20 protein-coding genes and 1 pseudogene are annotated in these 23,558 nt (G+C 60.2%); 8 read left to right on the top strand and 13 right to left on the bottom strand.

The window, feature by feature from the left end:
- Window positions 1-3: 3 nt before the first annotated feature.
- From FBY04_RS20520 to lpxC, 4 genes are all read left to right on the top strand, one after another.
- Window positions 4-873 carry a cell division protein FtsQ/DivIB gene (locus tag FBY04_RS20520; protein WP_145316584.1) on the top strand — a complete coding sequence of 290 codons (870 nt, stop codon included), beginning with the start codon at window positions 4-6 and terminating at the stop codon, window positions 871-873.
- A gap of 15 nt (window positions 874-888) precedes the next feature.
- The gene (ftsA, locus tag FBY04_RS20525; protein WP_017340681.1) at window positions 889-2,148 is read left to right on the top strand and encodes a cell division protein FtsA; all 1,260 of its coding nucleotides are present in this window, start codon (window positions 889-891) and stop codon (window positions 2,146-2,148) included.
- A gap of 69 nt (window positions 2,149-2,217) precedes the next feature.
- Window positions 2,218-3,411, top strand: coding sequence for a cell division protein FtsZ (gene ftsZ / locus FBY04_RS20530; RefSeq protein ID WP_017340680.1), 1,194 nt, complete (start codon window positions 2,218-2,220; stop codon window positions 3,409-3,411).
- 112 nt (window positions 3,412-3,523) lie between these two features.
- On the top strand, window positions 3,524-4,435 hold the full coding sequence (gene lpxC / locus FBY04_RS20535) for a UDP-3-O-acyl-N-acetylglucosamine deacetylase (protein ID WP_017340679.1): 912 nt from the start codon (window positions 3,524-3,526) through the stop codon (window positions 4,433-4,435).
- A 182-nt stretch (window positions 4,436-4,617) separates the two neighbouring features.
- Here lpxC and FBY04_RS20540 read toward each other — a convergent pair whose 3' ends face one another.
- From FBY04_RS20540 to FBY04_RS20570, 7 genes are all read right to left on the bottom strand, one after another.
- Complete coding sequence (locus FBY04_RS20540) at window positions 4,618-6,126, bottom strand: sensor domain-containing diguanylate cyclase (RefSeq protein WP_145316586.1); 1,509 nt, start codon at window positions 6,124-6,126, stop codon at window positions 4,618-4,620.
- 148 nt (window positions 6,127-6,274) lie between these two features.
- On the bottom strand, window positions 6,275-7,546 hold the full coding sequence (locus FBY04_RS20545; protein WP_371927836.1) for an OprD family porin: 1,272 nt from the start codon (window positions 7,544-7,546) through the stop codon (window positions 6,275-6,277).
- 246 nt (window positions 7,547-7,792) lie between these two features.
- Window positions 7,793-8,017: a hypothetical protein gene (locus FBY04_RS20550; RefSeq protein ID WP_084320503.1), complete on the bottom strand. Its 225-nt coding sequence runs from the start codon at window positions 8,015-8,017 to the stop codon at window positions 7,793-7,795.
- Window positions 8,018-8,231: 214 nt separating this feature from the next.
- Complete coding sequence (locus tag FBY04_RS20555) at window positions 8,232-9,596, bottom strand: heavy metal sensor histidine kinase (protein WP_145316590.1); 1,365 nt, start codon at window positions 9,594-9,596, stop codon at window positions 8,232-8,234.
- Window positions 9,586-10,263 carry a heavy metal response regulator transcription factor gene (locus FBY04_RS20560; protein ID WP_007916978.1) on the bottom strand — a complete coding sequence of 226 codons (678 nt, stop codon included), beginning with the start codon at window positions 10,261-10,263 and terminating at the stop codon, window positions 9,586-9,588. Before FBY04_RS20560 ends, FBY04_RS20555 begins: the two co-directional genes overlap by 11 nt.
- Before the next feature lie 9 nt (window positions 10,264-10,272).
- On the bottom strand, window positions 10,273-13,374 hold the full coding sequence (locus FBY04_RS20565) for a multidrug efflux RND transporter permease subunit (protein WP_145316592.1): 3,102 nt from the start codon (window positions 13,372-13,374) through the stop codon (window positions 10,273-10,275).
- A complete protein-coding gene (locus tag FBY04_RS20570; RefSeq protein WP_145316594.1) occupies window positions 13,371-14,531 on the bottom strand; it encodes an efflux RND transporter periplasmic adaptor subunit in 1,161 nt (386 codons plus the stop codon). The genes FBY04_RS20565 and FBY04_RS20570 overlap by 4 nt, the downstream gene beginning before the upstream one ends.
- 346 nt (window positions 14,532-14,877) lie before the next feature.
- On the opposite strand from FBY04_RS20570, the gene FBY04_RS20575 reads away from it, so the two are divergent.
- From FBY04_RS20575 to FBY04_RS20580, 3 genes and pseudogenes are all read left to right on the top strand, one after another.
- Window positions 14,878-15,135 carry a hypothetical protein gene (locus FBY04_RS20575; protein WP_008026610.1) on the top strand — a complete coding sequence of 86 codons (258 nt, stop codon included), beginning with the start codon at window positions 14,878-14,880 and terminating at the stop codon, window positions 15,133-15,135.
- A gap of 151 nt (window positions 15,136-15,286) precedes the next feature.
- Window positions 15,287-15,568 (top strand): annotated as a pseudogene (locus tag FBY04_RS33305) (PAS domain-containing protein); the annotation flags it as partial.
- Window positions 15,569-15,814: 246 nt separating this feature from the next.
- Entirely contained in the window at window positions 15,815-16,867 is a 1,053-nt protein-coding gene (locus FBY04_RS20580; protein ID WP_371927837.1) for a methyl-accepting chemotaxis protein, read from the top strand.
- On the opposite strand, the gene FBY04_RS20585 is transcribed toward FBY04_RS20580, so the two are convergent.
- The 5 genes from FBY04_RS20585 to norR form a co-directional block, all read right to left on the bottom strand.
- Complete coding sequence (locus FBY04_RS20585) at window positions 16,864-17,613, bottom strand: YkgJ family cysteine cluster protein (protein ID WP_145316598.1); 750 nt, start codon at window positions 17,611-17,613, stop codon at window positions 16,864-16,866. The genes FBY04_RS20580 and FBY04_RS20585 overlap by 4 nt on opposite strands.
- Before the next feature lie 83 nt (window positions 17,614-17,696).
- The gene (locus tag FBY04_RS20590; RefSeq protein WP_145316600.1) at window positions 17,697-18,023 is read right to left on the bottom strand and encodes a hypothetical protein; all 327 of its coding nucleotides are present in this window, start codon (window positions 18,021-18,023) and stop codon (window positions 17,697-17,699) included.
- A 149-nt stretch (window positions 18,024-18,172) separates the two neighbouring features.
- Complete coding sequence (locus FBY04_RS20595) at window positions 18,173-18,631, bottom strand: N-acetyltransferase (protein ID WP_145316640.1); 459 nt, start codon at window positions 18,629-18,631, stop codon at window positions 18,173-18,175.
- A 26-nt stretch (window positions 18,632-18,657) separates the two neighbouring features.
- Window positions 18,658-19,560 carry a chemotaxis protein CheV gene (locus FBY04_RS20600; protein ID WP_145316602.1) on the bottom strand — a complete coding sequence of 301 codons (903 nt, stop codon included), beginning with the start codon at window positions 19,558-19,560 and terminating at the stop codon, window positions 18,658-18,660.
- Between the two features lie 225 nt (window positions 19,561-19,785).
- Window positions 19,786-21,336, bottom strand: a complete 1,551-nt coding sequence (norR, locus tag FBY04_RS20605) for a nitric oxide reductase transcriptional regulator NorR (RefSeq protein ID WP_084320491.1) — start codon at window positions 21,334-21,336, stop codon at window positions 19,786-19,788.
- Between the two features lie 156 nt (window positions 21,337-21,492).
- On the opposite strand from norR, the gene hmpA reads away from it, so the two are divergent.
- Window positions 21,493-22,674 carry an NO-inducible flavohemoprotein gene (gene hmpA / locus FBY04_RS20610; protein ID WP_145316604.1) on the top strand — a complete coding sequence of 394 codons (1,182 nt, stop codon included), beginning with the start codon at window positions 21,493-21,495 and terminating at the stop codon, window positions 22,672-22,674.
- A gap of 238 nt (window positions 22,675-22,912) precedes the next feature.
- Here hmpA and FBY04_RS20620 read toward each other — a convergent pair whose 3' ends face one another.
- Entirely contained in the window at window positions 22,913-23,539 is a 627-nt protein-coding gene (locus tag FBY04_RS20620) for a transcriptional regulator (RefSeq protein WP_084320493.1), read from the bottom strand.
- Between the last annotated feature and the right edge of the window lie 19 nt (window positions 23,540-23,558).

Raw genomic sequence — 23,558 nt, forward strand, 5'->3', positions numbered from 1 at the left:
ACCATGCAAGGCGCACAGCTCAGACATCAGCCCCCACCCGTCCCCGGCCGCAAGCCGGTGCCGCGGGGTGCCAGCCGAATGGTGGCCAAAGAGCCGATGTCCGCGCGCCTGCCGAAAGCCAATTTTGGTTTTCTCAAAGCCTTGTTCTGGCCGGTGATGCTGGTGGCGGTGGGGTTCGGTACTTACGAAGGCGCGCAGCGTTTGTTGCCATACGCCGACCGGCCGATCACCAAGGTCGCGGTGCAGGGCGACCTGAGTTACATCAGCCAACAAGCGGTGCAGCAGCGGATCGCCCCGTACGTGGCGTCGAGCTTCTTCACCGTCGACCTGGCGAGCATGCGCACCGAGCTGGAACAGATGCCATGGATTGCCCACGCCGAAGTGCGTCGGGTGTGGCCGGATCAAGTGGTGATCCGCCTGGAAGAACAACTGCCGGTGGCCCGTTGGGGCGATGAGTCGCTGTTGAACAACCAGGGTCAGGCGTTCACCCCGCGTGAGCTGGCGAACTACGAACACTTGCCACAGCTGTTCGGCCCACAACGGGCTCAGCAGCAAGTGATGCAGCAATACCAGGTGCTGAGCCAGATGCTCAGGCCGCTGGGCTTCTCGATTGCACGCCTGGAGTTGCGTGAACGGGGCAGCTGGTTCCTGACCACCGGCGCCGGCAGCTCGGGCCCGGGGATCGAACTGCTGCTGGGCCGCGGCAACCTGGTGGAAAAGATGCGCCGTTTCATTGCCATCTACGACAAGACGCTTAAAGAACAGATTACGAACATTGCGCGCATCGATCTGCGCTACGCCAACGGCCTCGCTGTTGGCTGGCGGGAACCTGTAGCGCCCACGACAGCCCAACCCGCTGTCGCGAAGAATTAAGAAGAGGCAGGACCCATGGCAAACGTGCAAAGCGGCAAAATGATCGTCGGTCTCGATATCGGCACCTCCAAGGTGGTGGCGCTGGTAGGCGAGGTTTCGGACGACGGCACGCTGGAAATCGTCGGGATCGGCACTCATCCGTCCCGCGGCCTGAAGAAAGGCGTGGTGGTGAACATCGAGTCCACCGTGCAGTCGATCCAGCGCGCCATCGAAGAAGCGCAGCTGATGGCCGGTTGCCGGATCCACTCGGCGTTCGTCGGCGTGGCGGGCAATCACATCCGCAGCCTGAACTCCCACGGCATCGTGGCGATTCGTGATCGCGAAGTCAGCTCCGCCGACCTCGAACGTGTGCTTGACGCGGCCCAGGCCGTGGCGATCCCGGCTGACCAGCGCGTGTTGCACACCCTGCCGCAGGATTACGTGATCGATAACCAGGAAGGCGTTCGTGAACCCCTGGGCATGTCCGGCGTACGTCTGGAAGCCAAGGTCCACGTGGTCACCTGCGCCGTCAACGCCGCACAGAACATTGAAAAATGCGTGCGTCGCTGCGGTCTGGAAATCGACGACATCATTCTCGAGCAACTGGCCTCGGCCTACTCGGTATTGACCGACGACGAGAAAGAGCTGGGCGTGTGCCTGGTCGACATCGGCGGCGGCACCACCGACATCGCGATCTTCACCGAAGGCGCGATCCGTCACACCGCGGTGATCCCGATTGCGGGCGATCAGGTGACCAACGACATCGCCATGGCGTTGCGCACCCCGACCCAGTACGCCGAAGAAATCAAGATTCGCTACGCCTGCGCCCTGGCCAAACTGGCCGGTGCCGGTGAAACCATCAAGGTGCCAAGCGTTGGTGACCGTCCGCCGCGCGAGCTGTCCCGCCAGGCCCTGGCCGAAGTGGTCGAGCCGCGTTACGACGAGCTGTTCACGCTGATCCAGGCCGAGCTGCGTCGCAGCGGTTACGAAGACCTGATCCCGGCCGGCATCGTGCTGACCGGTGGTACTTCGAAGATGGAAGGCGCGGTCGAACTGGCCGAAGAGATCTTCCACATGCCGGTCCGCCTGGGCGTGCCCCATGGCGTCAAGGGGCTGGACGATGTGGTGCGCAACCCGATTTATTCCACCGGCGTTGGCCTGTTGATGTACGGCCTGCAAAAGCAGTCCGACGGGATTTCGTTCTCGGGTATCAGCAGCCGCGACAGCTACAGCAATGAAGAGCCGAAAGCCGCTTTGATCGATCGCATCAAGAGTTGGGTGCAAGGCAACTTCTAAGAATTACCGCAGCACCGTTGTAGATACAGGCAGTAGGCGAAAAAACTAGAGAATCAAAGGAGAGGGAAAATGTTCGAACTCGTAGACAACATCCCCGCAAGCCCGGTCATTAAAGTTATCGGTGTTGGCGGAGGCGGCGGCAACGCTGTCAATCACATGGTCAAGAGCAACATTGAAGGCGTTGAATTCATCTGCGCCAACACTGATGCCCAGGCGCTGAAGAGCATTGGCGCGCGGACCATCCTGCAACTGGGTACCGGCGTGACCAAAGGTCTCGGCGCTGGCGCCAACCCTGAAGTAGGTCGTCAGGCCGCTCTCGAAGATCGCGAGCGCATTGCCGAAGTCCTGCAGGGCACGAACATGGTGTTCATCACCACCGGTATGGGTGGCGGTACCGGTACCGGTGCTGCGCCGATCATTGCTGAAGTGGCAAAGGAAATGGGGATCCTCACCGTTGCGGTGGTGACCCGTCCGTTCCCGTTCGAAGGTCGCAAGCGCATGCAGATCGCCGACGAAGGTATTCGTCTGCTGTCCGAAAGCGTCGACTCGCTGATCACCATTCCCAACGAGAAGCTGCTGACCATCCTCGGCAAAGACGCCAGCCTGCTGTCGGCTTTCGCCAAGGCTGACGATGTATTGGCCGGTGCCGTTCGCGGTATCTCCGACATCATCAAGCGTCCGGGCATGATCAACGTCGACTTTGCCGACGTACGTACCGTGATGAGCGAAATGGGCATGGCGATGATGGGCACTGGCTGCGCCAGCGGTCCGAACCGTGCACGCGAGGCCACCGAAGCGGCCATTCGCAACCCGTTGCTGGAAGACGTGAACCTGCAAGGTGCACGCGGCATCCTGGTGAACATCACCGCCGGTCCTGACCTGTCTCTGGGTGAGTACTCCGACGTGGGTAGCATCATTGAAGCCTTCGCTTCCGAGCACGCGATGGTCAAGGTCGGTACCGTTATCGATCCGGACATGCGCGACGAGCTGCACGTGACTGTGGTTGCCACAGGTCTGGGCGCGAAAATCGAGAAGCCTGTGAAGGTCATCGACAACACCGTTCACACCTCCATGGCGTCGCAGCCGCAACAATCGGCTCCCGCTCGTCAGGAAGCACCAGCGGTTAACTACCGTGATCTGGACCGTCCGACCGTCATGCGCAACCAGGCCCAGGCCGGTGCTGCAACTGCCGCGAAGATGAATCCGCAAGATGATCTGGACTACCTGGACATCCCGGCTTTCCTGCGTCGTCAGGCCGATTAATGGAATGTATCAGGGCTATGAAGGTGATTGGTGTTCAGCAAAGGTCTGGTCTGCTATCATCGCCAGCCTTTGTTGATACCAGTTCGCAATTTGCGCTGAAGCGGCCCAAGCCATGATTAAACAACGCACACTGAAAAATATTATCCGTGCCACAGGTGTAGGCCTGCACTCCGGGGAGAAGGTATACCTGACCCTCAAGCCCGCACCTATCGACACCGGCATTGTGTTTTGTCGTGCCGATCTCGACCCTGTGGTGCAGATTCCTGCCCGCGCGGAAAACGTTGGTGAAACCACGATGTCGACCACGCTGGTCAGTGGTGACACCAAAGTGGATACGGTGGAGCACTTGCTCTCGGCCATGGCTGGCCTGGGCATCGATAACGCCTACGTCGAGCTCTCCGCGTCCGAAGTCCCGATCATGGATGGTAGCGCTGGACCTTTCGTATTCCTGATTCAATCGGCCGGCCTGGAAGAACAGGACGCACCGAAGAAGTTCATCCGGATTCTGCGGGAAGTGACAGTGGAAGACGGCGACAAGCGCGCCACTTTCGTCCCTTTCGAAGGTTTCAAGGTGAGTTTCGAGATCGATTTCGATCACCCGGTTTTCCGTAATCGCACACAAAGTGCAAGCGTGGACTTTTCCAGCACTTCGTTCGTAAAAGAAGTCAGCCGCGCCCGTACCTTTGGTTTCATGAGTGACATCGAGTACCTGCGCAAGCACAACCTCGCACTCGGCGGCAGCGTTGAAAACGCTATTGTGGTCGACGCGGATGGTGTACTGAACGAAGACGGCCTTCGCTATGAAGACGAATTCGTGAAGCACAAGATCCTCGATGCAATTGGTGACCTCTACCTGCTGGGCAATAGCCTGATTGGTGAGTTCAAGGGCTTCAAGTCCGGACATGCATTGAACAACCAGCTGCTGCGCAAGTTGATTGAGCAGACAGATGCTTGGGAAGTCGTGACTTTCGAAGACGCCAGCACTGCACCGATCTCTTACATGCGTCCGGTTGCGGCGGTGTAAGTAAAAAACCTCTCTAGTTTTTAAAGGCTGCCTTCGGGTGGCCTTTTTTTATGCCTGCCGGAAAGTCATGCGGTGTTTGTTCTGACGTCATCGCCAGCAAGCCGGCTCCTACAGGGGGGATCGCCGAATGACGTGTAGGAGCCGGCTTGCTGGCGATAGGGCCTGCAGCTACAGCGAAAATCTCACCGCGCAGCCACCACCCGATTCCGTCCACCTTCTTTCGCCTGATACAGCGCCTTGTCCGCCGCAAACAGCAACTGCTCAAGGCTGCCATCGGTGGTCGAGGTCGAGGCCGAGGTCCAGGTGCTGATGCCGATACTGACAGTAACCGGCGATTCAACGCCCGCCACAAACGGCAGCTGCTCCACGGCAACGCGGATGTGTTCGGCAATCTGCTGCGCCCCTGCGCTGTCCGTTTCGGCCAGGATCACCGAAAACTCCTCTCCTCCGTACCGGGCGACCAGATCCGCCGGTCGCCTTACGTTCTCGGCGATCACCTTGGCCAGTGCGCGTAGCGCATCGTCGCCGGCCTGATGGCCATGTTGATCATTGAACGCCTTGAAGTGATCGGCATCGATCATCAGCACCGACAGCGGTTTACCCGACCGTTGGGCGCGAAACCACTCATGGCGCAGGGTCTGATCCAGCGTTCGGCGGTTGGCCAGCCCCGTCAACGCATCGGTGGCGGCCAGTTGCGCCAGTTCGTGTTCGGCGTTGTGACGCCGGCGCAATTCGCGGCGTAGCAACCACGTCAGCCACAGCAGGCTCGCGCACAAGGCTAAGGTTGCAGAGCTGACCACCACTGCCGTGCGCTTCCAGGCCGCAAAAACTTCATCACTGGACAGCGCAACGATGACGATCAACGGCAAATTTCCGACCTTGGAAAAGGTGTACAGACGCTTGTCACGGTATCGGTCGGACATGCTGGTGAAGCTGCCGTTGCCTTCTTTGACGATGCGTTGGAAATTGGGGCGATTACTGAAATCCTTGCCGATAAGCTCTTCGGCCAGGCGTGGTTGCTGGGCCAGGAGAATCCCGTTCTTGCTGATCAGATTGACCGAGCTATCGCGGCCGATGCTCAAACTGTTGAACAACTGATCGAAGTAACTCAAGCGCATGGCGGCTTCGGCCACCCCCAGAAACTCACCGTGGGGGCCGCTCAGGCGTCGACTGAAACTGATACGCCAATCCTGTTCGGGCGACCTGCCTCTAAAGGGGGGGCTGATGAACATGCCCGGGTCCGGGTTGTTCACGTGAGACTGAAAGTATTCGCGATCGGCGTAGTTGCCTTGCCTGGGCTCCACCGAAGCCGAGTCGGCGATCACGTCGCCCTTATTGTCGAGCAACAAAATGTTGCCCTTGTACGGCGCGGCAGTGGCGCGGTCGAAATAGGCCATATGGCGAATGGCTGGAGATACGCTCTTGAGATCTTCTCGCTGGGAGGCCGCGATCAAACCCAGCAGGGAAATATCATAGAGTTCGACATTGCGCAGCACGTCGGCGTCGATCAATTGCACGATGTTTTTGGCGGCGCGAGCGGCGGACAATTCGGCGCTCGCGCGCTCACGGATCAACAGGAAAGTCACGATGCTGAGTATCGCAATCACCAATATCACACTGCCGAGAATCAGAAGTTGCTCCGATCGTGTCGAGCCGATCGGATCTTGAGATTTCACACTGCTCACACTCATGGTTCTGACTTCTGCAAATAAGGCGTTATGAAAGTTTTCTTACAAAAATCGGGCAGAGTCCCAGAAACCGGTCGCGTCCAGAGGGCTTGTATAAATGCCGGATAAAAAAAAGGCCAGCAAAACATGCTGGCCTTTTGCTTAGTGAAGCTTAGAAGACATTCAGCGGGTAGTCGACGATCACCCGGTATTCGTCGGTGTCTTGATCCAGCGCGCCGTAGCCTTTGCCGCCACGGTTGGTGGCCCATTGCAAGCGTACCGACAGATCCTTGGCCTTGCCGCCCTGAACCACGTACTTCAGATCGATGTCACGCTCCCAGTGCGTGGCATTTTTGCCGTCGGCGCTGTACCACGAGGCGTAGCCGCGGCTGTCTGGATCGGCTTTGGTCAGGTTCAGTTCGCCCCGGGAGTAGGACAGCGCCGAGGTCAGGCCGGACAGGCCGAGGCTGGCATAGTCGTAGGCGTACTTGAGTTTCCACGAGCGCTCGTTCGGGCCGTTGAAGTCCGAATACTGCTGGGAGTTGTCGAGGAAGACGCTATCGCCCTGGCTGATGTAGTCGAACGGCGTGTTGCCGTTGACCCGCTGATACGCCGCGGTAACGCTGTGATTGCCCACGCCGACGGTGAAATGCAGGCTGTAGGTGTTGTTGTCGATGTTGCCCAACAACGCATCGCCGGTGTCTTGCGTGTGATAGAAGTGCAGGCCTGGGTTGAGGCTGACCAGGTCGTTCAGCGCGTAGGTGTAATCCAGGTCGTAGTAGTACTGGTTCCAGATGTCCTTGAGTTCGGATGCGTACAGGCTGCTGGTCAGACCCGGTAAACCGCTCCAGGCCACGCCGGCCCAGTTCAGGTGCTGACTGTCGTCACCGTCTGCCAGGCTGCCATAGGAGGTGCCGATGCGGGTGTGACCGCTCAGGTTGTACGGCTTGGTGAAGCTCGCTTGGCCACCTTCGATCAGGAAGCCGTCGAAGCTGTGGTTGGTCACACTGACGCCACGAAAGGTCTGCGGCAGCATGCGAGTCTCGCCGCCGGCAATTACCGGATTGGCGAGGAACAGGTCGCCGGCTTTCAGTTCGGTATCAAAGGCGCGCATTTTCAGCGTGCCGCCCGCCGTCGAGAACGACCCCGGCGCTTTACCATTGCCATCACCGATCGGCAGGATGCTCGAGCCATCCGTACCACCACCACCGTCGAGCTTGAGCCCGAGCATGGCGTGGGCATCAACGCCGAATCCGACGGTGCCCTGGGTGAAACCCGATTCAAAGATGCCCAGGAAACCCTGGCCCCATTCGACGTTGTCGTCCGCCTGCTGCAGACGGTTGCGGTTCATGTAGTAGTTACGGGCATTGAGGTTGAGGCTCGAACCTTCCGCAAAACCTTCATGGCTGGATTCGTCGGCGGCGGCGTCGGCGGCGGGGGGCATCGTTGCAGCGATTGCAATGAACAGCGGGCTGAAGCGGAGAGGAAAATGCACTTGCGGTAAAGCTCCTTGGGTCAACCAGGCACTTCACAGGCTTGAAGTGCAAAATGTTTCTTGTTAGTGAAGACGAACCGGACGGTGTTTAACCCGCAACGAAAAAAAGCCGCTGATAGCAGCGGCTTTGAAGACAACTTTTCAAAGGGAAGAGCCGATGGAAAGTGTCGAGGGAAACAGAGCGGTATTTTGCGATCAGCTATCTTTCTCGACCCGTGGCTGGGCCTGAATGGTCGATGTTTGAGGGGTTTGCGCAGCGTCCTGAGCCTTGGCCGTCATTTCGCTGTGTTGCTCTTCATACGCTGCGGCGCGCGCAGCATTGTGCGCGACGAAGGTCTGCGACTCTTCAGCGACGGCGAACGGGGAGAGGAACAAGGAAGACAAAACGAAAGCGCTGGCAATACCCATAGTGTTGGACATCTTTAAAACCTTCTTGCTTGGCAAGTGCTGTTTGGTGGCGCAAAGATAAGGATCTTGGCCGGCGGGAAACAGAGCCAATTCAAGAAAGGACTGTTGCGGGATAAGCAAAGATCGCTACCTGTAGGAGCCGGCTTGCTGGCGATGGCGTCTTCAAAAACATCGCAGAACTTAAGACCGATCGCCAGCAAGCCGGCTCCTACAGATTTGCGAAAGATCAGACCGGGAGGTGGATGCCGAAGGTATTCATGCCGTGGTCACTGCGCACAAACACGTCGCCGCCATGCATCAGCGCAATCGCCTTGACGATCGCCAACCCCAGGCCGTGGTTGTTGCCACTGTTGCTGCGTGACGCATCGACCCGATAAAAGCGCTCGAACAATCGCGGCAAATGCTCGCTGGCAATCGGCGAGCCGGGGTTGGCGACGCCGATGCTGACCTGATGCTCCTCGACCTCGATCCGCACCTGGATCACCTGACCGGGCTCGGTGTGTTGCACCGCGTTGCTGAGCAAATTGATCAGCGCCCGACGCAGATGCGCAATCTCGATCCGCACCTGCGCATCACCACTGACCTGCACTTGAACCTGCGCATCTTCAAGAATGAAATCCAGATACTCCAGCGTCGTCGCCACTTCGTCGGCCAGCGAGGTGGACGTCAGTTTGGTCGCCTTGCTGCCCTGATCCGCGCTGGCGAGGAACAACATGTCGTTGATGATCGAACGCAGCCGCTCCAGCTCTTCGAGGTTCGACTGCAGCACTTCGAAGTAATGCTCGGCCGAGCGCCCACGCGTCAGCGCCACTTGAGTCTGGCCGATCAGGTTGGTCAGCGGCGAGCGCAATTCGTGGGCGACATCGGCGTTGAACGACTCAAGCCGCGAGTAAGCCTGCTCGACCCGCTCCAGCGTGGAGTTGAACGAGTTGACGAACTGATTGAGTTCCGGTGGCAGCGACGACAGACGCAAGCGCCCGGAACGCAATGGCGGCGCCAGTCGCTGGGCCTCCTGAGACAACTTGATCAACGGCTTGAGGCCAATCCGCGCCACCCAGTAACCGAGTGCCGAGGCCAGCAGCACACCGACAATCGCCAGGCTGATCAGGGCAATCAGCAGATGATGCTGGGTCTGGAAAAACGTCTCGGTGTCGATGCCGATCATGAAGCGCAACGGCGGTCGCTGATCCTTGGCCGGAAACTGGCTGACCAGCACTTTCAGCGGGTAAGGCTGGTCCGGCAACTGCAAGTCGCGCATGCCCAGCGGCCCTTGAGCGAAGGCGCGGATCTGCGGCGTCAGGTTGCCGTATTCATAGTGCGGATCGCCGCTGATGATCCAGAAGCTGATGCGCTTGTCTTCTTCGCCCAGCAACTTGAGCTTGTTGTTGATCTTCACCCAATGCTCCGGCGTGCCGTAACGGCCGACGGTGGATTCGAGCACGCTGTAACGCGCATCCAGTTCGGCTTCGGGCAGCAAGCCCAGGCCCTTGTCGACCTGTTGATACAGCGCCCAGCCGATCAACAAAAACACCAGCAGCGCCACCAGCGTGAACATCCCACTGAGGCGCAGCGCAATCGAATTACTGGACACCGCGGCTCTCCAGCACATAACCCATGCCTCGGATCGTGTGCAGCAGTTTCTCGTCGAACGGCCCGTCGAGCTTGGCGCGCAGGCGTTTGATCGCGACTTCGACGACGTTGGCGTCACTGTCGAAATTGATGTCCCAGACCATTTCCGCAATCGCCGTTTTCGAGAGGATTTCACCTTGCCGGCGCGCCAGCACGCTGAGCAGCGAGAACTCCTTGGCGGTCAGGTCCAGTCGCGTGCCGGCGCGGGTCGCCTTGCGGCTGATCAAATCTATCCACAGGTCGGCGATGCTTACTTGCACCGGTTCATGGCCGCCGCTACGACGGGTCAACGCTTGCAGGCGCGCCACCAGTTCAAGGAAGGAAAACGGTTTGCCGAGGTAATCGTCGGCGCCATCGCGCAGGCCTTTGATCCGGTCTTCGACACGCTCGCGGGCAGTGAGCATGATCACCGGGGTTTGTTTGCGCGCACGCAAGGCGCGCAGTACGCCGAAGCCGTCGAGGCCCGGCAACATCACGTCGAGGACGATCACCGCGTAGTCGCTTTCCAGCGCCAGGTGCAGGCCTTCAACACCGTCCCGCGCCAGGTCCACGGTGTAACCCTGTTCCGTCAGGCCGCGGTGCAGATAATCCGCGGTTTTTTCTTCGTCTTCGATAATCAGAACGCGCATGACCCCGCCTCAGTCTGTGGTCGCCAACGCCGGCATGGGCGAAGGTTTGGGCCGATGGAAAAGCCGCTCAAGCCACAAGTATATGACCGGAGTAGTGAACAGCGTCAGCGCCTGGCTCACCAGCAAGCCGCCGACCACCGCAATCCCCAATGGCTGGCGCAACTCGGCGCCGGTGCCGTAGCCGAGCATCAGTGGCAGTGCGCCGAGCAGGGCGGCGAGGGTGGTCATGATGATCGGCCGGAATCGGGTGATACAGGCCTGGTAAATCGCTTCTTCCGGTGGCAGGCCACCTTTGCGCTGGGCTTCGAGGGCGAAGTCGATCATCAGGATGCCGTTTTTCTTCACGATCCCGATCAGCAGCACCAGCCCGATCAGCGCCATGATCGAAAAGTCCTGGCCGCAAATCCACAACATGATCACCGCCCCGAGCCCCGCCGATGGCAGCGTCGAAATGATGGTCAGCGGATGCACGAAGCTCTCATAGAGCACGCCGAGAATGATGTACACCGCCACCAGCGCCGCCAGAATCAGCCACGGCTGGCTGGCCAGCGAACTCTGGAACGCCTGGGCCGCACCCTGGAAGTTGCCGCTTATGGCCGCCGGCATGCCGATTTCAGCCTTTGCCTGATTGAGCATGATCACCGCATCGCCCAACGCCACACCGGGGGCCAGGTTGAACGACAGGTTGGCGGCCGGGAACATGCCGTCGTGGGCGATGGACAACGGGCCGACCGTTGGCGCATCGAACTTCGCCAGTGCCGACAGCGGCACCATTTCCCCGCTCAGGGGGGAGCGCAGGTAAAAATAGTTGAGGCTTTCGGCCTTGCCGCGTTGCTGGGTGTCCAGCTCCAGAATCACGTTGTACTGATTGATCTGGGTCTGGAATTCGTTGATCTGCCGCTGACCGAACGCGTCATACAGCGCTTCGTCGACATCGCTGGCGGTCAGGCCGAAACGCGCGGCGGCGCTGCGGTCGATGCTGATGTGCGTAATGCTGCCGCCCAATTGCAGGTCGTTGGAAATGTCGCGGAACGCCGGGTTGGCGCGCAGTTTTTCCGTCAGGCGCTGGGTCCAGGTGCTGAGGGCAGCGCCGTCGTTGCTCTTGAGCACGTATTGGTATTGCGCGCGGCTCGGGCCGGAGCTGAGGTTGATGTCCTGACCGGCGCGCAGATAGAGCACGATGCCCGGCACTGCCATCAGTTGCGGACGAATCCGGTCGATGAACTGACTGGCCGACACGTCGCGGTCACCGCGTTTTTTCAGGGAGATCCAGAAGCGGCCGTTGGCGATGGTCTGGTTGCTGCCCGAAACACCGACGGAGTGGGAAAACGCTGCGACTGCCGGATCTGCCGCGACGATTTCCGCCATCGCCAGGTGTTTTTTCACCATGTCGGGGTAGGAAATATCGGCGGCCGCTTCGGTGGTGCCGAGGACAAAACCGGTGTCCTGGACCGGGAAGAAACCTTTCGGAATGAAGATGTAACCGGCAATGGCCAGACCGAGGGACAACCCAAACACACCGATCATCAATTTCTGATGGGCGAGGGCGCGACGCAGTCCTTTTTCGTACCACGCCAGCAAGCGTTCGCCGAACGTGGGTTTGCTGTGGGCGTGATGCACCGGGGCGCGCATGAACAGCGCCGCAAGCGTCGGCGCCAGGGTCAGCGACACCACCACTGAAATCATGATGGTCGACGTCGCGGTCAGGGCGAACTCCTTGAACAGCCGTCCGACCACGCCGCCCATGAACAGCAACGGGATGAACGCCGCCACCAGTGAGAAACTGATCGAGACCACGGTGAAACCAATCTCGCCGGCGCCCTTGATCGCCGCTTCGCGCATGCCGTCACCGGCCTCCAGGTGACGGTGAATGTTCTCCACCACCACAATCGCATCGTCGACCACAAACCCCACGGCCACCACGATCGCTACCAGCGTCAAGTTGTTCAGGCTGAAGCCCATGATGTACATCAGGGCGAAACTGGCGACCAACGACACACCGAGCACCGCGGTGACGATCAAGGTCGCCGACAGTTGTCGCAGGAACAGGGCCATCACCGCGACCACCAGTGCGATTGCAATCAGCAGGGTGATTTCCACTTCATGCAGCGAGGCGCGGATGGTCTGGGTTCGGTCGATCAGCACCTTGACCTGCACCGAGGCCGGCAACATGGCTTCCAGTGTCGGCAGGGCGGCCTGAATCCGGTCGACGGTCTCGACGATATTGGCCCCGGGTTGCCGGAAGATCACCAGGTTGACCCCTGGCTGTCCGTCTGCCCAGGCCTGGACGTAGGCGTCTTCTGAGCCATTGACGACTTTGGCCACATCCTTCAGGTGAACCGGTGCACCGTCCTTGTAGGAAACGATGAGTTGGCCGTATTCGTCGGGGTGGAACAACTGATCGTTGGTCGACAGGGTCGAGATGCTCGACTCGCCGTACAACGCGCCTTTTGCCAGGTTGAGACTGGTCTGCTGAATGGCCAGGCGAATGTCCGCCAGCGTCAGGCCGATGGCGGCGAGTTTATCCGCCGAGGCCTGGACCCGGATGGCCGGACGTTGCTGACCGGTGATGGCGATCTGGCCTACACCGTCGATCTGACTGATCTGGCGGGACAGCAGGGTTTCCACCAGATCGCTGAGTTCCGGACCGGGCATCAGGCTTGAGTTGACGCTGAGAATCAGCACCGGGCTATCGGCCGGGTTGACCTTGCGCCACGTTGGCAGGTTCGGCATGTCCTTGGGCAGTTTGCCGGCGGCGGTGTTGATCGCGGCCTGCACTTCCTGCGCGGCAGTGTCGATGCTTTTGTCGAGGGTGAATTGCAGGGTCAGGTTGGTCGAGCCGAGGGCGCTGCTCGAGGTCATCTGGGTCACGCCGGGGATGGCGCTGAATTGCACTTCAAGCGGCGTGGCCACCGACGACGCCATGGTTTCCGGGCTGGCGCCGGGGAGTTGTGCGGCGACCTGGATGGTCGGGAATTCGGCTTCCGGCAGCGGTGCAATCGGCAGGCGTGGGAAGGCGATAACGCCGAGCAACACCAAGGCAAACGTCAGCAGGATCGTCGCCACGGGATGATCGATGCACCACGCCGACACCGAGCCGTGGCCCTTCATGGCTTCGACTCCGACTGGACCACTTGCGGTGGCTCGGTCAGTACCTGCACGGTCGAGCCGGGTTTGAGCCTCGATTGGCCGTCGCTGACCAGCACGTCGCCCGGATTTACGCCTTTGATGATGTCCTGGCCACTGCCTTGATGGACCATCTGTACCTGGACGGTTTCAACCTTGTTGCCTTTGACCCGGTACACGAAGTGTTGATCGAGCCCGCGTTGTACGACCGTGGGCGGCACCACCAGCGCATTCTTATCCAATGCTGTCTGAATCTTTACCGTCACCAGTAGGCCCGGCCAGAGTTTCTGCCCTGGGTTGTTGAATTCGGCCTTGGCGCGGATGGTCCCGGTGTTGGCGTTGATCTGGTTATCGATCAGGGTCAGGTGACCCTCGCCCAGCAGGTTGCCGGTTTCGCCGTCGGTGTCGGCACCGATGTAGGCCTTCACCTGAGCGTGCTCCGGATCGTTGATCAGGCCTTGCAGGGTCGGCAGCATTTGCTGCGGCAGGGAAAACTCCACGGCGATCGGATCGATCTGGGTCACCGTGAACAAGCCTTGGGCGTCGGTCATACGCAGGAAGTTGCCTTCGTCCACTGTGCGAATACCGACGCGACCGCTGACCGGGGAGCGAATCTGCGTGTAGGAAAGCTGCACTTGCGCAGCATCAATCGAAGCCTGATTGCCCTGGGCAGTGGCCTTGAGCTGATTGACCAGCGCTTGTTGCTGGTCGTAAGTCTGCTTGGACACGCCGTCGTCCACACTCAGCAATTTGTAGCGCTTGAGGTTCACCAGCGCCACTTGCAGCTGCGCCTGGCTTTCGCCGAGTTGTGCGCGGGCCTGGTCGAGGCTGGCCCGGATCGAGCGGTCATCAATGGTGGCGAGCAGGTCACCTTTGCTGACCAATTGGCCCTCTTTCACCAGAATTTTGGTGAGGATGCCGTCGATCTGCGGACGCACCACCACACTGTGCAAAGACAGCACCGAGCCGATACCGCTGACATAGCGCGGCACGTCTTTTTCGGCGACGTTCACCACCCGGACCGGAATCGCCGTAGGCGCGGCGAGTTTGGCCGTCACGGGTCTGGTGGCATACCACACGCCCAACGCTGCCAGGACAATCAGAAGGGCGGCGATCGAGGCGGGTCTTTTCTGAATTCGCATGCGAGTGAGGCGCCAGGGCTGGGTGGACGGAGTTTGGTCAGGGTTATACCTCCCTTTATAAACCTGTTCGCCGGTCAGGAAGGTGACTGCTAACTGACGGCGCTGTCAGTTTGGGGTTTGTGTTGTCTGTTCTGGCCTCATCGCCAGCAAGCCGGCTCCTACAATGGGTCGTGCTGAACGCCAATCCTGTGTTGAGCCGGCTTGCTGGCGATGGCGGCCTACTTGCCAATACAAAACCCGACAGACTCACTCACCGTGTGAAGCCTGCCGCCCCCGACACAGGTATACTGCCGCCTTTCGCGGCTCGCTGACCGGGCCCGACTCTATTGCATCACCCGGAGCTTTCATGACTTCCCCGACACAACCGCCGGTTGCCGACGCCTTGAGCGACGACCAGGCAGACCTGCCAGACAGCGTCGACTCCAGCGCAGACAGCGAAACCAAAGCCGCGATCCCGGCATTCAAGTTCCCGTTCAAACCGGGTGAACTGGCCGCCGCGAAAACCGCCAGCCAGCCGTGGTACAAGAACGGCGCCAAGAACGGCCACACCAAGACCCCCGGTGCAGCGCCTCCCGGCACCCGTCGTTCGATGGGCAAGCGCTGAGTTTCCAACCCTCGCCATTGGCCATCCGCGCGGTTTTCAATCGCGATGATGGCTAAGTGCTCATATCCTGAGCCAGATCAACGTTTGTGGAATCAGTGCGCTTAGAGTCAGCAGCCCTGCCGACTCTTTCCCTACAACGAGCGCGCTTTCCATGAAGATCAACCTCCCGGTGACCGGCCGTAATGTCGACGTTGCGGCTGATGCGAACATCCTCTCGACCACTGATCTGACCAGCGCGATTACTTACGCCAACGACGACTTCATCAGGATCAGCGGCTACAGCCGTGAGGAGTTGCTGGGTTCGACGCACAACCTGCTGCGTCACCCGGACATGCCGGCAGCGGCATTCGCGCATATGTGGCAGACCCTCAAAAGTGGCCGCTCCTGGATGGGGCTGGTGAAAAATCGCTGCAAGAATGGCGATCACTATTGGGTGAGCGCCTATGCCACGCCGGTGACGCAGAACGGTCAGGCCGTGGAGTATCAGTCGGTCCGGACCCGGCCTTCGGCGCGGCAGATCGAAGCGGCGGAAATAGCTTACGCAAACCTTCGCGACGGTCGGGTGCCACTGTTGCAACGCCTGCCCATGCTCGCACCGGGACTCAAAGTGGTGGCGCTGTTCAGTGTGACGCTGGCCTGTGTGGTGGGCGTCGAGGTGTGGCTCAACCCGTCATCAGCCGTGTTCGGGCTGCTGGCGTTTGTCGTGGGCAGCGGGTTGGCGGCGATTGGAACCGGGCTGATGTTGCGCCCGCTGACAGCGCTTACCGAGCGCGCCCGACAGATTGCCGACAACCCGTTGAGCCAGGGCATTTACACCGGCCGCCGGGATCAGTTCGGTCAGATCGAGTTTGCCTTTCAAATGCTCGAAGCGCAGATCGGCGCAGTGGTGGGGCGCATCGGTGACGCATCGCAGCGTCTGGCCGGGCATGCGGCAGAACTGGTCGAGCACTTGCAAAGCAGTCACGGCAGCACGCTGGATCAGCAGGCTGAAACCGATCAGGTGGCGGCGATTCATCAGATGTCCGCCAGCGTGGCTCAGGTTGCCAGCCATGCGCAGCAAGCCTCGCAGGCGGCCGATCTGGCCGGCAGCGAAACCCGCGAAGGTCATCAACTGGTGAGTGAGAGTCGCCACGCCGTCTTGCGTCTGGCCGAGGAATTGGCGCACGCCACCGAGGTGATTCATCAGCTGGAAGGGCACAGCAGCGAGATCACCGGGGTGCTGGAAGTGATTCGCAGCATTGCCGAGCAAACCAATCTGCTGGCCCTCAACGCGGCCATCGAGGCGGCGCGCGCCGGGGATGCCGGGCGCGGTTTTGCGGTGGTGGCCGACGAAGTGCGGGGCCTGGCGCAACGCACCCAGCAATCGACCAACGAGATTCAGCGCATGATCAGCACCCTGCAAAACGGCACGCGGGACGCCGTGGTGGTGATGCAGCAAAGCAGTGAGCGGGTGGAAAACAGCGTCGAACAGGCCCGGCGCGCCGCGGATGCGCTGGACGCGATCAGTCGGCGGGTCAATCAGATTACCGAAATGAGTCTGCAAATCGCCTCGGCGGTGGAAGAGCAGAGCACCGTCAGCGAAGACATCAACCGCAACATCAGTCGCATTCGCTCCTCCTGCGAAGTCACGGTGAGCGAAGGCCGGCAAAGCCAGGCCAACTCCGAAGACGTGGCGGGGCTGGCGGGGGATTTACGGCAGTTGGCGCAGGAGTTCTGGCGAGAGCGCCGTTAAGCCGCGCGTAACGAAATGAACGCGTAGTTGAGCGGTGTTTCAGTAGTCACTTCTGCGCCGGCCGCCAACACTTGCCCGGCGATGTCGTCGCCGGACACGTGGAACTGCCAGTCACTGCTCGCGTTCGTCAGCGGTTGTTGCGCCACGTGGTCGATGACCGTGGCAAATGCGCTCATGTCCGGCAGGTACGCGGTGAATCCATCCCCCTTGAGCGCTGTAGTCCGAATGTCCAGCAACGCGCAAATCGCATCCTTGGCGCGGATGTCATCGCGATCTGCCTGACGGGAGCGCTGGATAAGTCCTGCGAGTTCCTGATCGACCAGTTCACCGCCAAGGATCAAGTCCGGTCCTTTCTCCCACGACTCGGGCGGGCATTCCTTGATCGCCGGGTTGAGGGGGATGTGCGGATTGATTTCCATCGGATAGATACGGCACACCAGCGGCCGGCGTTCGTAGATGCGGCAGAGGTTGTCTTCGTCAAGATTCCGGCAGGGACCGACGTTGTAGGCCGCGAACGTTATTGCCACGAACGCTTCGGAGGCGCCGCTTCGAACCTCCACCGAACGGCGTTCGGCATGTTCGCGTTGCTGCACCGGCAGCCCCAGGCCATTGCCCAGGAAACCTTCCACCAGCACGATCACCTGACCGCCGTCGGCCGCCCACATCCGGGCTTCTGTCAGGGTCAGGGGCACGTGGTGGTCATTGCAGCATTTGCCACAACCTACGCAGGAAAACGCTGTATTCATCGAAGGATCAGTCGCCTGTCTAAGTCCGAAACGGCGACAGAATGCCACCGCGAAGGTCTGCTTCGAAGCAAGTTATGCGCCATTCACTTGGATTTGGCGGGTACGCGGATGGAGTCCCATTCGGTCACGTAGGCGGTTTTGCTTTTTTTGTTGTAGAGGCACAGCTCGGTGCCTTGCTGGCCTTTCATGTGTTTTTGCGGGTAGCGGCCTTGCAGGAGCACGGCGGTGTAGTCGACACGGTCGTCGAACTGTGCGGCTTTGCCGACGGGCGAGGCGTCTTGCAGGCCGCTGGCTTTGATGCAACTGGCGAGCATGGCTTTGTCGAAGGCGGCCCAGGCTTCAGGGGTGGAGGCTTGGGCTTGAGTGGCGAGGGCAGTGAGGCAGAGGACGGTGAGGGTAGTGGCTTTCATTGTTCAGGCATCCTTGGGCGTTGGGTTGGCCGGGGTTTGGAGTATGCCTGAGGGTTTTAGTTTGAATGTGTCGGCCCCTTCGCGAGCAAGCCCGCTCCCACAGTGGATTTCGTTGTACGCAAAGATCGAATGTGGGAGCTGGCGGTGTGTCAGGCCGGAACCGGCTCCCGGCGGACCACATACATCCCGCAACTTTCATACAACCGCTGCGCCCGAACGTTGTCTTCCAGCACCTTCAAATCCACAACCCCTTCATGACGCAGCTGAAACACGTTGAATGCATGCAGCAGCAATGCCCGACCCAGCCCCCGACCCTGGGCGCGCGGGTGCACCACCAGATTCTTGATGTAGGCGCTGGTCCAGCACTGGCACACGCCAACAATGCCGTCGGCATCCAGAGCGATGAAACACAGTGAAGGATCGTACTCGGGATCGGTCTCGAATCGCTGTTGCCAGGTATCCAGCGCCGGCACGCGACCGCCACCTTCCAGGTAACCCAGTTCCATCAGGCGATGAACGGCTTCTGCCAGTTCGGGGCGGTAATCGTGCAGGACGATTCCCTGAGGCCAGGTGATGGCGGGCGCAACTTCAGCCAGGTTGCGCCGCATCAGAAAACAAAAGGCCTCGGTCACACTCAATGGCCCTGTTCGGCGACCGCCTTGGCCGCTTCGATCAGGCACTTGGTCAGCTCCGGCGAGGAGAACTTGGTCAACACTGCGTTGGCGCCGGCAAGACGTGCCTTTTCGCTGTTCATCGCGCTGTCCAGCGAGGTGTGCAGCAGCACATACAGGTGCGAGAAGTCCGGGGTTTCGCGCAAGGTGCGGGTGAAGGCGTAGCCGTCCATCTCGGACATTTCGATGTCCGAGACGATCAGGTTGATTTGCTGGGCCGTGCCTTGCAGGTCCAGCAGGCAGTCGATGGCTTCCTTGGCGCTGCGGGCGGTGTGGCATTGCAGGCCGAGGTTGCGCAGGGTGTGCACCGACTGCTGCAAGGCCACCTGACTGTCGTCGACCACCAGGATGCGCGCGTTGCCCAGCACTTCGGCGTCTTCCATGCTCAGTTCGGTCGGGGCCATTTCGATCTGTGCGGGAGCGATGCCGTGGATGACTTTTTCGATGTCCAGCACTTGCACCAGCGTACCGTCGACCGAGGTCACACCGGTGATGTACGAGCGAACGCCGCCAGAGCCGAAGGGCGGCGGACGGATGTCGGTAGTCAGGCAATGGACGATTTTGCTCACGGCCTGAACGTGCAGGCCCTGCTTGGAACGGCTGACGTCAGTGACGATCAGGCAGCCGCCGTTCGGGTCTTCCAGCGGCCGCTCGCCAATGGCGCGGCTGAGGTCGATCACCGACAACGACGCGCCGCGCAGGGTGGCGATGCCTTTGACGTGGGGGTGCGACTCGGGCAGCTTGGTCAGCGGCGGGCAGGGAATGATTTCACTGACTTTGAGCAGGTTGATCGCCATCAGCTTGCCACTGCGCAAGGTAAACAGCAGAAGCGAAAGTGAGTCTGCGCGGGCTTTGGTGGAGGACATAAAAACCTTCTGTAGAAAAAGGTGATGGGCGAATGGAAAGTCGCCAAAAGCTATAGATGCCAAGTTATCGACTTGTTGGGGGCAGGCTTTAGGCTAAATGCCGATGTACAGCGAAATGCTCTCCCGACCTGTAGGAGCCGGCTTGCTGGCGATGGCATCGCCTCGGTTTGTCTGACGGACCGCGGCGATGCTATCGCCAGCAAGCCGGCTCCTACACAAAAGCGTTTATTTCATGCCCAGTCTTTTGGCCATCCGCCCGAGATTCGCCCTGTCCAGGCCTAGCTCTCGCGCCGCGCTCGCCCAGTTATTGTGGTGCCGTTCCAGGCATGCGCCGATCAATTGCCGTTGGTAACTTTCAGTCGCTTCACGCAAATCCCCGGTCACCAGCGCCGGTGCAGCGGCAGCGGCGGGCTCAGCCACGACTTCAGCGCCGCCAATGGGCAACTCCAGATCCGCCGCACTCAAACTGAGAATCTTCGGCCGTTCCTTGCAGTGCCCCAAGGCTTTCAACGCGCTACGACCGATCAAATGCTCCAGTTCTCGCACATTACCCGGCCAGTCATAGGCGAGCAATGCGGCCTGGGCGTCACTGTTCAGGCGCAGGCTGTTGAGGCCCATGCGCGAGCGGTTCTGCTCCAGGAAGAAACCGCTGAGCAGCAGCACGTCCCGCCCGCGATCCCGCAGGGCCGGCACCAGCAGCGGGTAAACGCTTAAACGGTGATAGAAATCGGCACGGTAACGGCCGCTGCGCACTTCTTCGGCGAGGTCGCGATTGGTCGCGGCGATGAGTCGCACGTCGACCTGATGTTCCTTGTCCGAACCCAGCCGCTGCAGCTGACCGCTTTGCAGCACACGCAGTAACTTGGCCTGCACGGTCAGCGAAAGTTCGCCGACTTCATCGAGAAACAGCGTGCCGCCATTGGCCAGTTCGAACTTGCCTCGGCGGTCGCTGGTCGCCCCGGTAAAGGCGCCGCGCACGTGGCCGAACAGTTCGCTTTCCACCAGCGTGTCCGGCAGCGCGGCGCAGTTGAGGCTGATGATCGGTTTGTCGGCCCGCGGCGAGGCGGCGTGAATCGCCTGGGCCACCAGCTCCTTGCCGACCCCGGTTTCCCCTGTGATCAACACGGTCAGGTCGCTGCCGCCGACCAGGCTGATTTCTTCCACCAGCCGTTTGTGGGCCTTGCTCTGGCCGATCATCTCGCGGTTCTGCTGTCCGCTGGCCTGACGGTAAAGCTCGGCACGCTGATGTTCGTCCTCGACACGATTGGCCAGCCGTTCGATGCGCTCGGCGGCATTGACCGTGGCGGCGGCGAGGCTGGCGAAGGCTTGCAGGGCGTCCAGTTCGATCGGTTCGAAACGCTCCGGGTCGAGCGCATCGAGGGTCAGCAAACCCCACGGGCGCTCGTCGATAAACAGCGGGCAGCCCATGCAGTCGTGAACTTCCAGATGTTCATGAAGACCATCGACCAACCCGTCGTAAGGGTCGGGCAGGTCGCTGTCGGCGGCAAACCGCGTCGGGCCGGGGCTGCTGAGCAGCGCTTTGAAGCGCGGGTGTTCGCTGACCTTGAAACGCCGGCCGAGGGTGTCGGTGCTCAAGCCGTCGACGGCCAGTGGCACCAGCCAGTCGCCATCGAGGCGCAGTAACGCGGCAGCATCGCAGGGGAGCAGGGCGCGCATGGCTTCGAGCAGGCGCCGATAGCGCTCGCCCTCGGGGAGTTCGCGGGACAGGTCCGAGACCAGAGGCAGTAACGTGGTAAGCAGCGATTTTGCAGTCATAGTGACTCCATGTAGTCGAGATGACTATAAGTCAGACTGTGTCGTTATGACTAGATCGTTTATAAGGCATTGATTTTTAACGATTAAATAGTTGGCACGGAAACTGATAAGGATAGGGCAATCAGTTAGAAAACCAAGTAGCTCAGGAGTCACCTTATGCTTAGCGTTCAAGACCGTGCAATCGTCAAATCCACTGTGCCGTTGCTGGAAAGCGGTGGCGAAGCATTGATCACGCATTTTTACCGCATGATGCTCTCCGAATACCCGGAGGTCCGCCCGCTGTTCAACCAGGCCCACCAGGCCAGCGGTGATCAACCCCGCGCCCTGGCCAACGGCGTGTTGATGTATGCGCGCCACATCGATCAGCTCGACCAGTTGGGCGACCTGGTGGCCAAGATCATCAACAAGCACGTGGCCCTGCAAATCCTCCCGGAACACTACCCGATTGTCGGCACCTGCCTGCTGCGTGCGATTTCCGAAGTGTTGGGTGACGAGATTGCCACGCCGGAAGTGATGAGTGCCTGGGGCGCGGCTTACGGTCAATTGGCCGAGATCCTGATCGGCGCTGAAACCAGCATCTATGACCAGAAAGAACAGGCGCCGGGCGGCTGGCGCGGTGCGCGGGAATTCATCGTCGCGGCCAAGGTTGAAGAGAGTGCGGAAATCACCTCGTTCTACTTCGAGCCGGCGGACAAAGGGCCAATCCTCGCCGCCGAACCCGGCCAGTACATCGGCATGAAACTGATCCTCGATGGCGAAGAGATTCGTCGTAACTATTCGCTGTCAGCCCTGGCGAACAAAGGTCAGTACCGCATCAGCGTCAAGCGTGAACACGGTGGCCGCGCCTCGAACCATCTGCATGATCAACTGCACGTCGGCGCCAGCATTCAGCTGTTCCCGCCATCGGGCGAATTCACCCTGACCGATAGCGACAAACCGTTGGTGCTGATCAGCGGCGGCGTCGGCATCACCCCGACACTGGCCATGCTTGAAGCGGCGCTGGCAACCAAGCGGCCGGTGCATTTTATCCACTGCGCACGCAACGGTAGCGTCCACGCCTTCCGCGACTGGATTGATGGATTGGCCGAGCGTCACCCGCAACTCAAGCGCTTCTATTGCTACGACGAAGATGATGGCGTCAGCCCGGCAGCGGACAAGGTCGGGTTGTTGAGTCAGGAGCAACTGGGCGAGTGGCTGCCGCAGCAGCGCGATCTGGATGCGTATTTCCTGGGGCCTAAAGGCTTCATGGCAGCGGTGAAGCGTCACCTGAAAGCCTTGGGTGTACCGGAGAAGCAAAGCCGTTACGAGTTCTTCGGCCCGGCATCGGCGCTGGAATAAATACACAATACCCGTAGGAGCAAGGCTTGCCTGCGAAGGCGTCCGCGCAATCTCCGCAAGCCTTGAGGGCGCCATCGCCAGCAAGCCGGCTCCTACGGATTCGGGGCGCATCAACATCGTGTGACTTGCACGGACATTGTAGGAGCCGGCTTGCTGGCGATAGCGATGTTGAAGTCGCCATCGCCAGCGAGCCGGCTCCTGCAGGTGCGTGTTTCGCAAGCAATCCAAGGGGCGTTTTTTAGCCCTTCAATTCCTTCAAATGCTTGTACACCGTCGCCCGTCCCATGTTCAGCACGTTCGCCACATAGTTGGAGGCGCTTTTGCCTTTGAAGGCGCCTTCGGCGTGCAGGGCCAGCACCAGTTCGCGTTTGTGGTCGCGGGTCAGCAGGTTCAGGCTCAGCTGACGTTCGCGCAGCCAGCCGTGGAGGAAGGTGTTGATTCTCTCCTGCCAGTCATCGCGAAACAGTGAATCCGGTTGCGGGATCAACTTGCTCGGTGACAGGAACAGATCCAGCGCTGCCTTGGCATTTTCGAACAGCGAAATATTCAGATTGATGCAGAGCACGGCCAGTGGATGACCGTTGCTGTCGCGCAGCACGCTGCTCAGGCTGCGAATCTTCTGACCATCCCAATTGAGTTTTTCGTACGGGCCGATGTTCCGTTCGCTGATGTCATCGCTGAGCATGTCTTCCAGCGCGGAGTCGTCACCGACTTCCCGTTTCGACAGGTTATTGGCGATGTAATCGACTTTCTGTGTGCGCAGATCGTGCAGCACCACCTCGGCGTGGGGAAAGAACAACGTGGCGATGGCATCGGCAATCGCGCGGAAGTTGTCCAGGGCCGGGTCTTTTACAGGTGCGTTCATACAGTGGAGCTCCAGGCAG

Origin of the sequence: Pseudomonas sp. SJZ080 (genome assembly GCF_007828295.1) — a bacterium.
Classification (GTDB): Bacteria; Pseudomonadota; Gammaproteobacteria; order Pseudomonadales; family Pseudomonadaceae; genus Aquipseudomonas; species Aquipseudomonas migulae_A.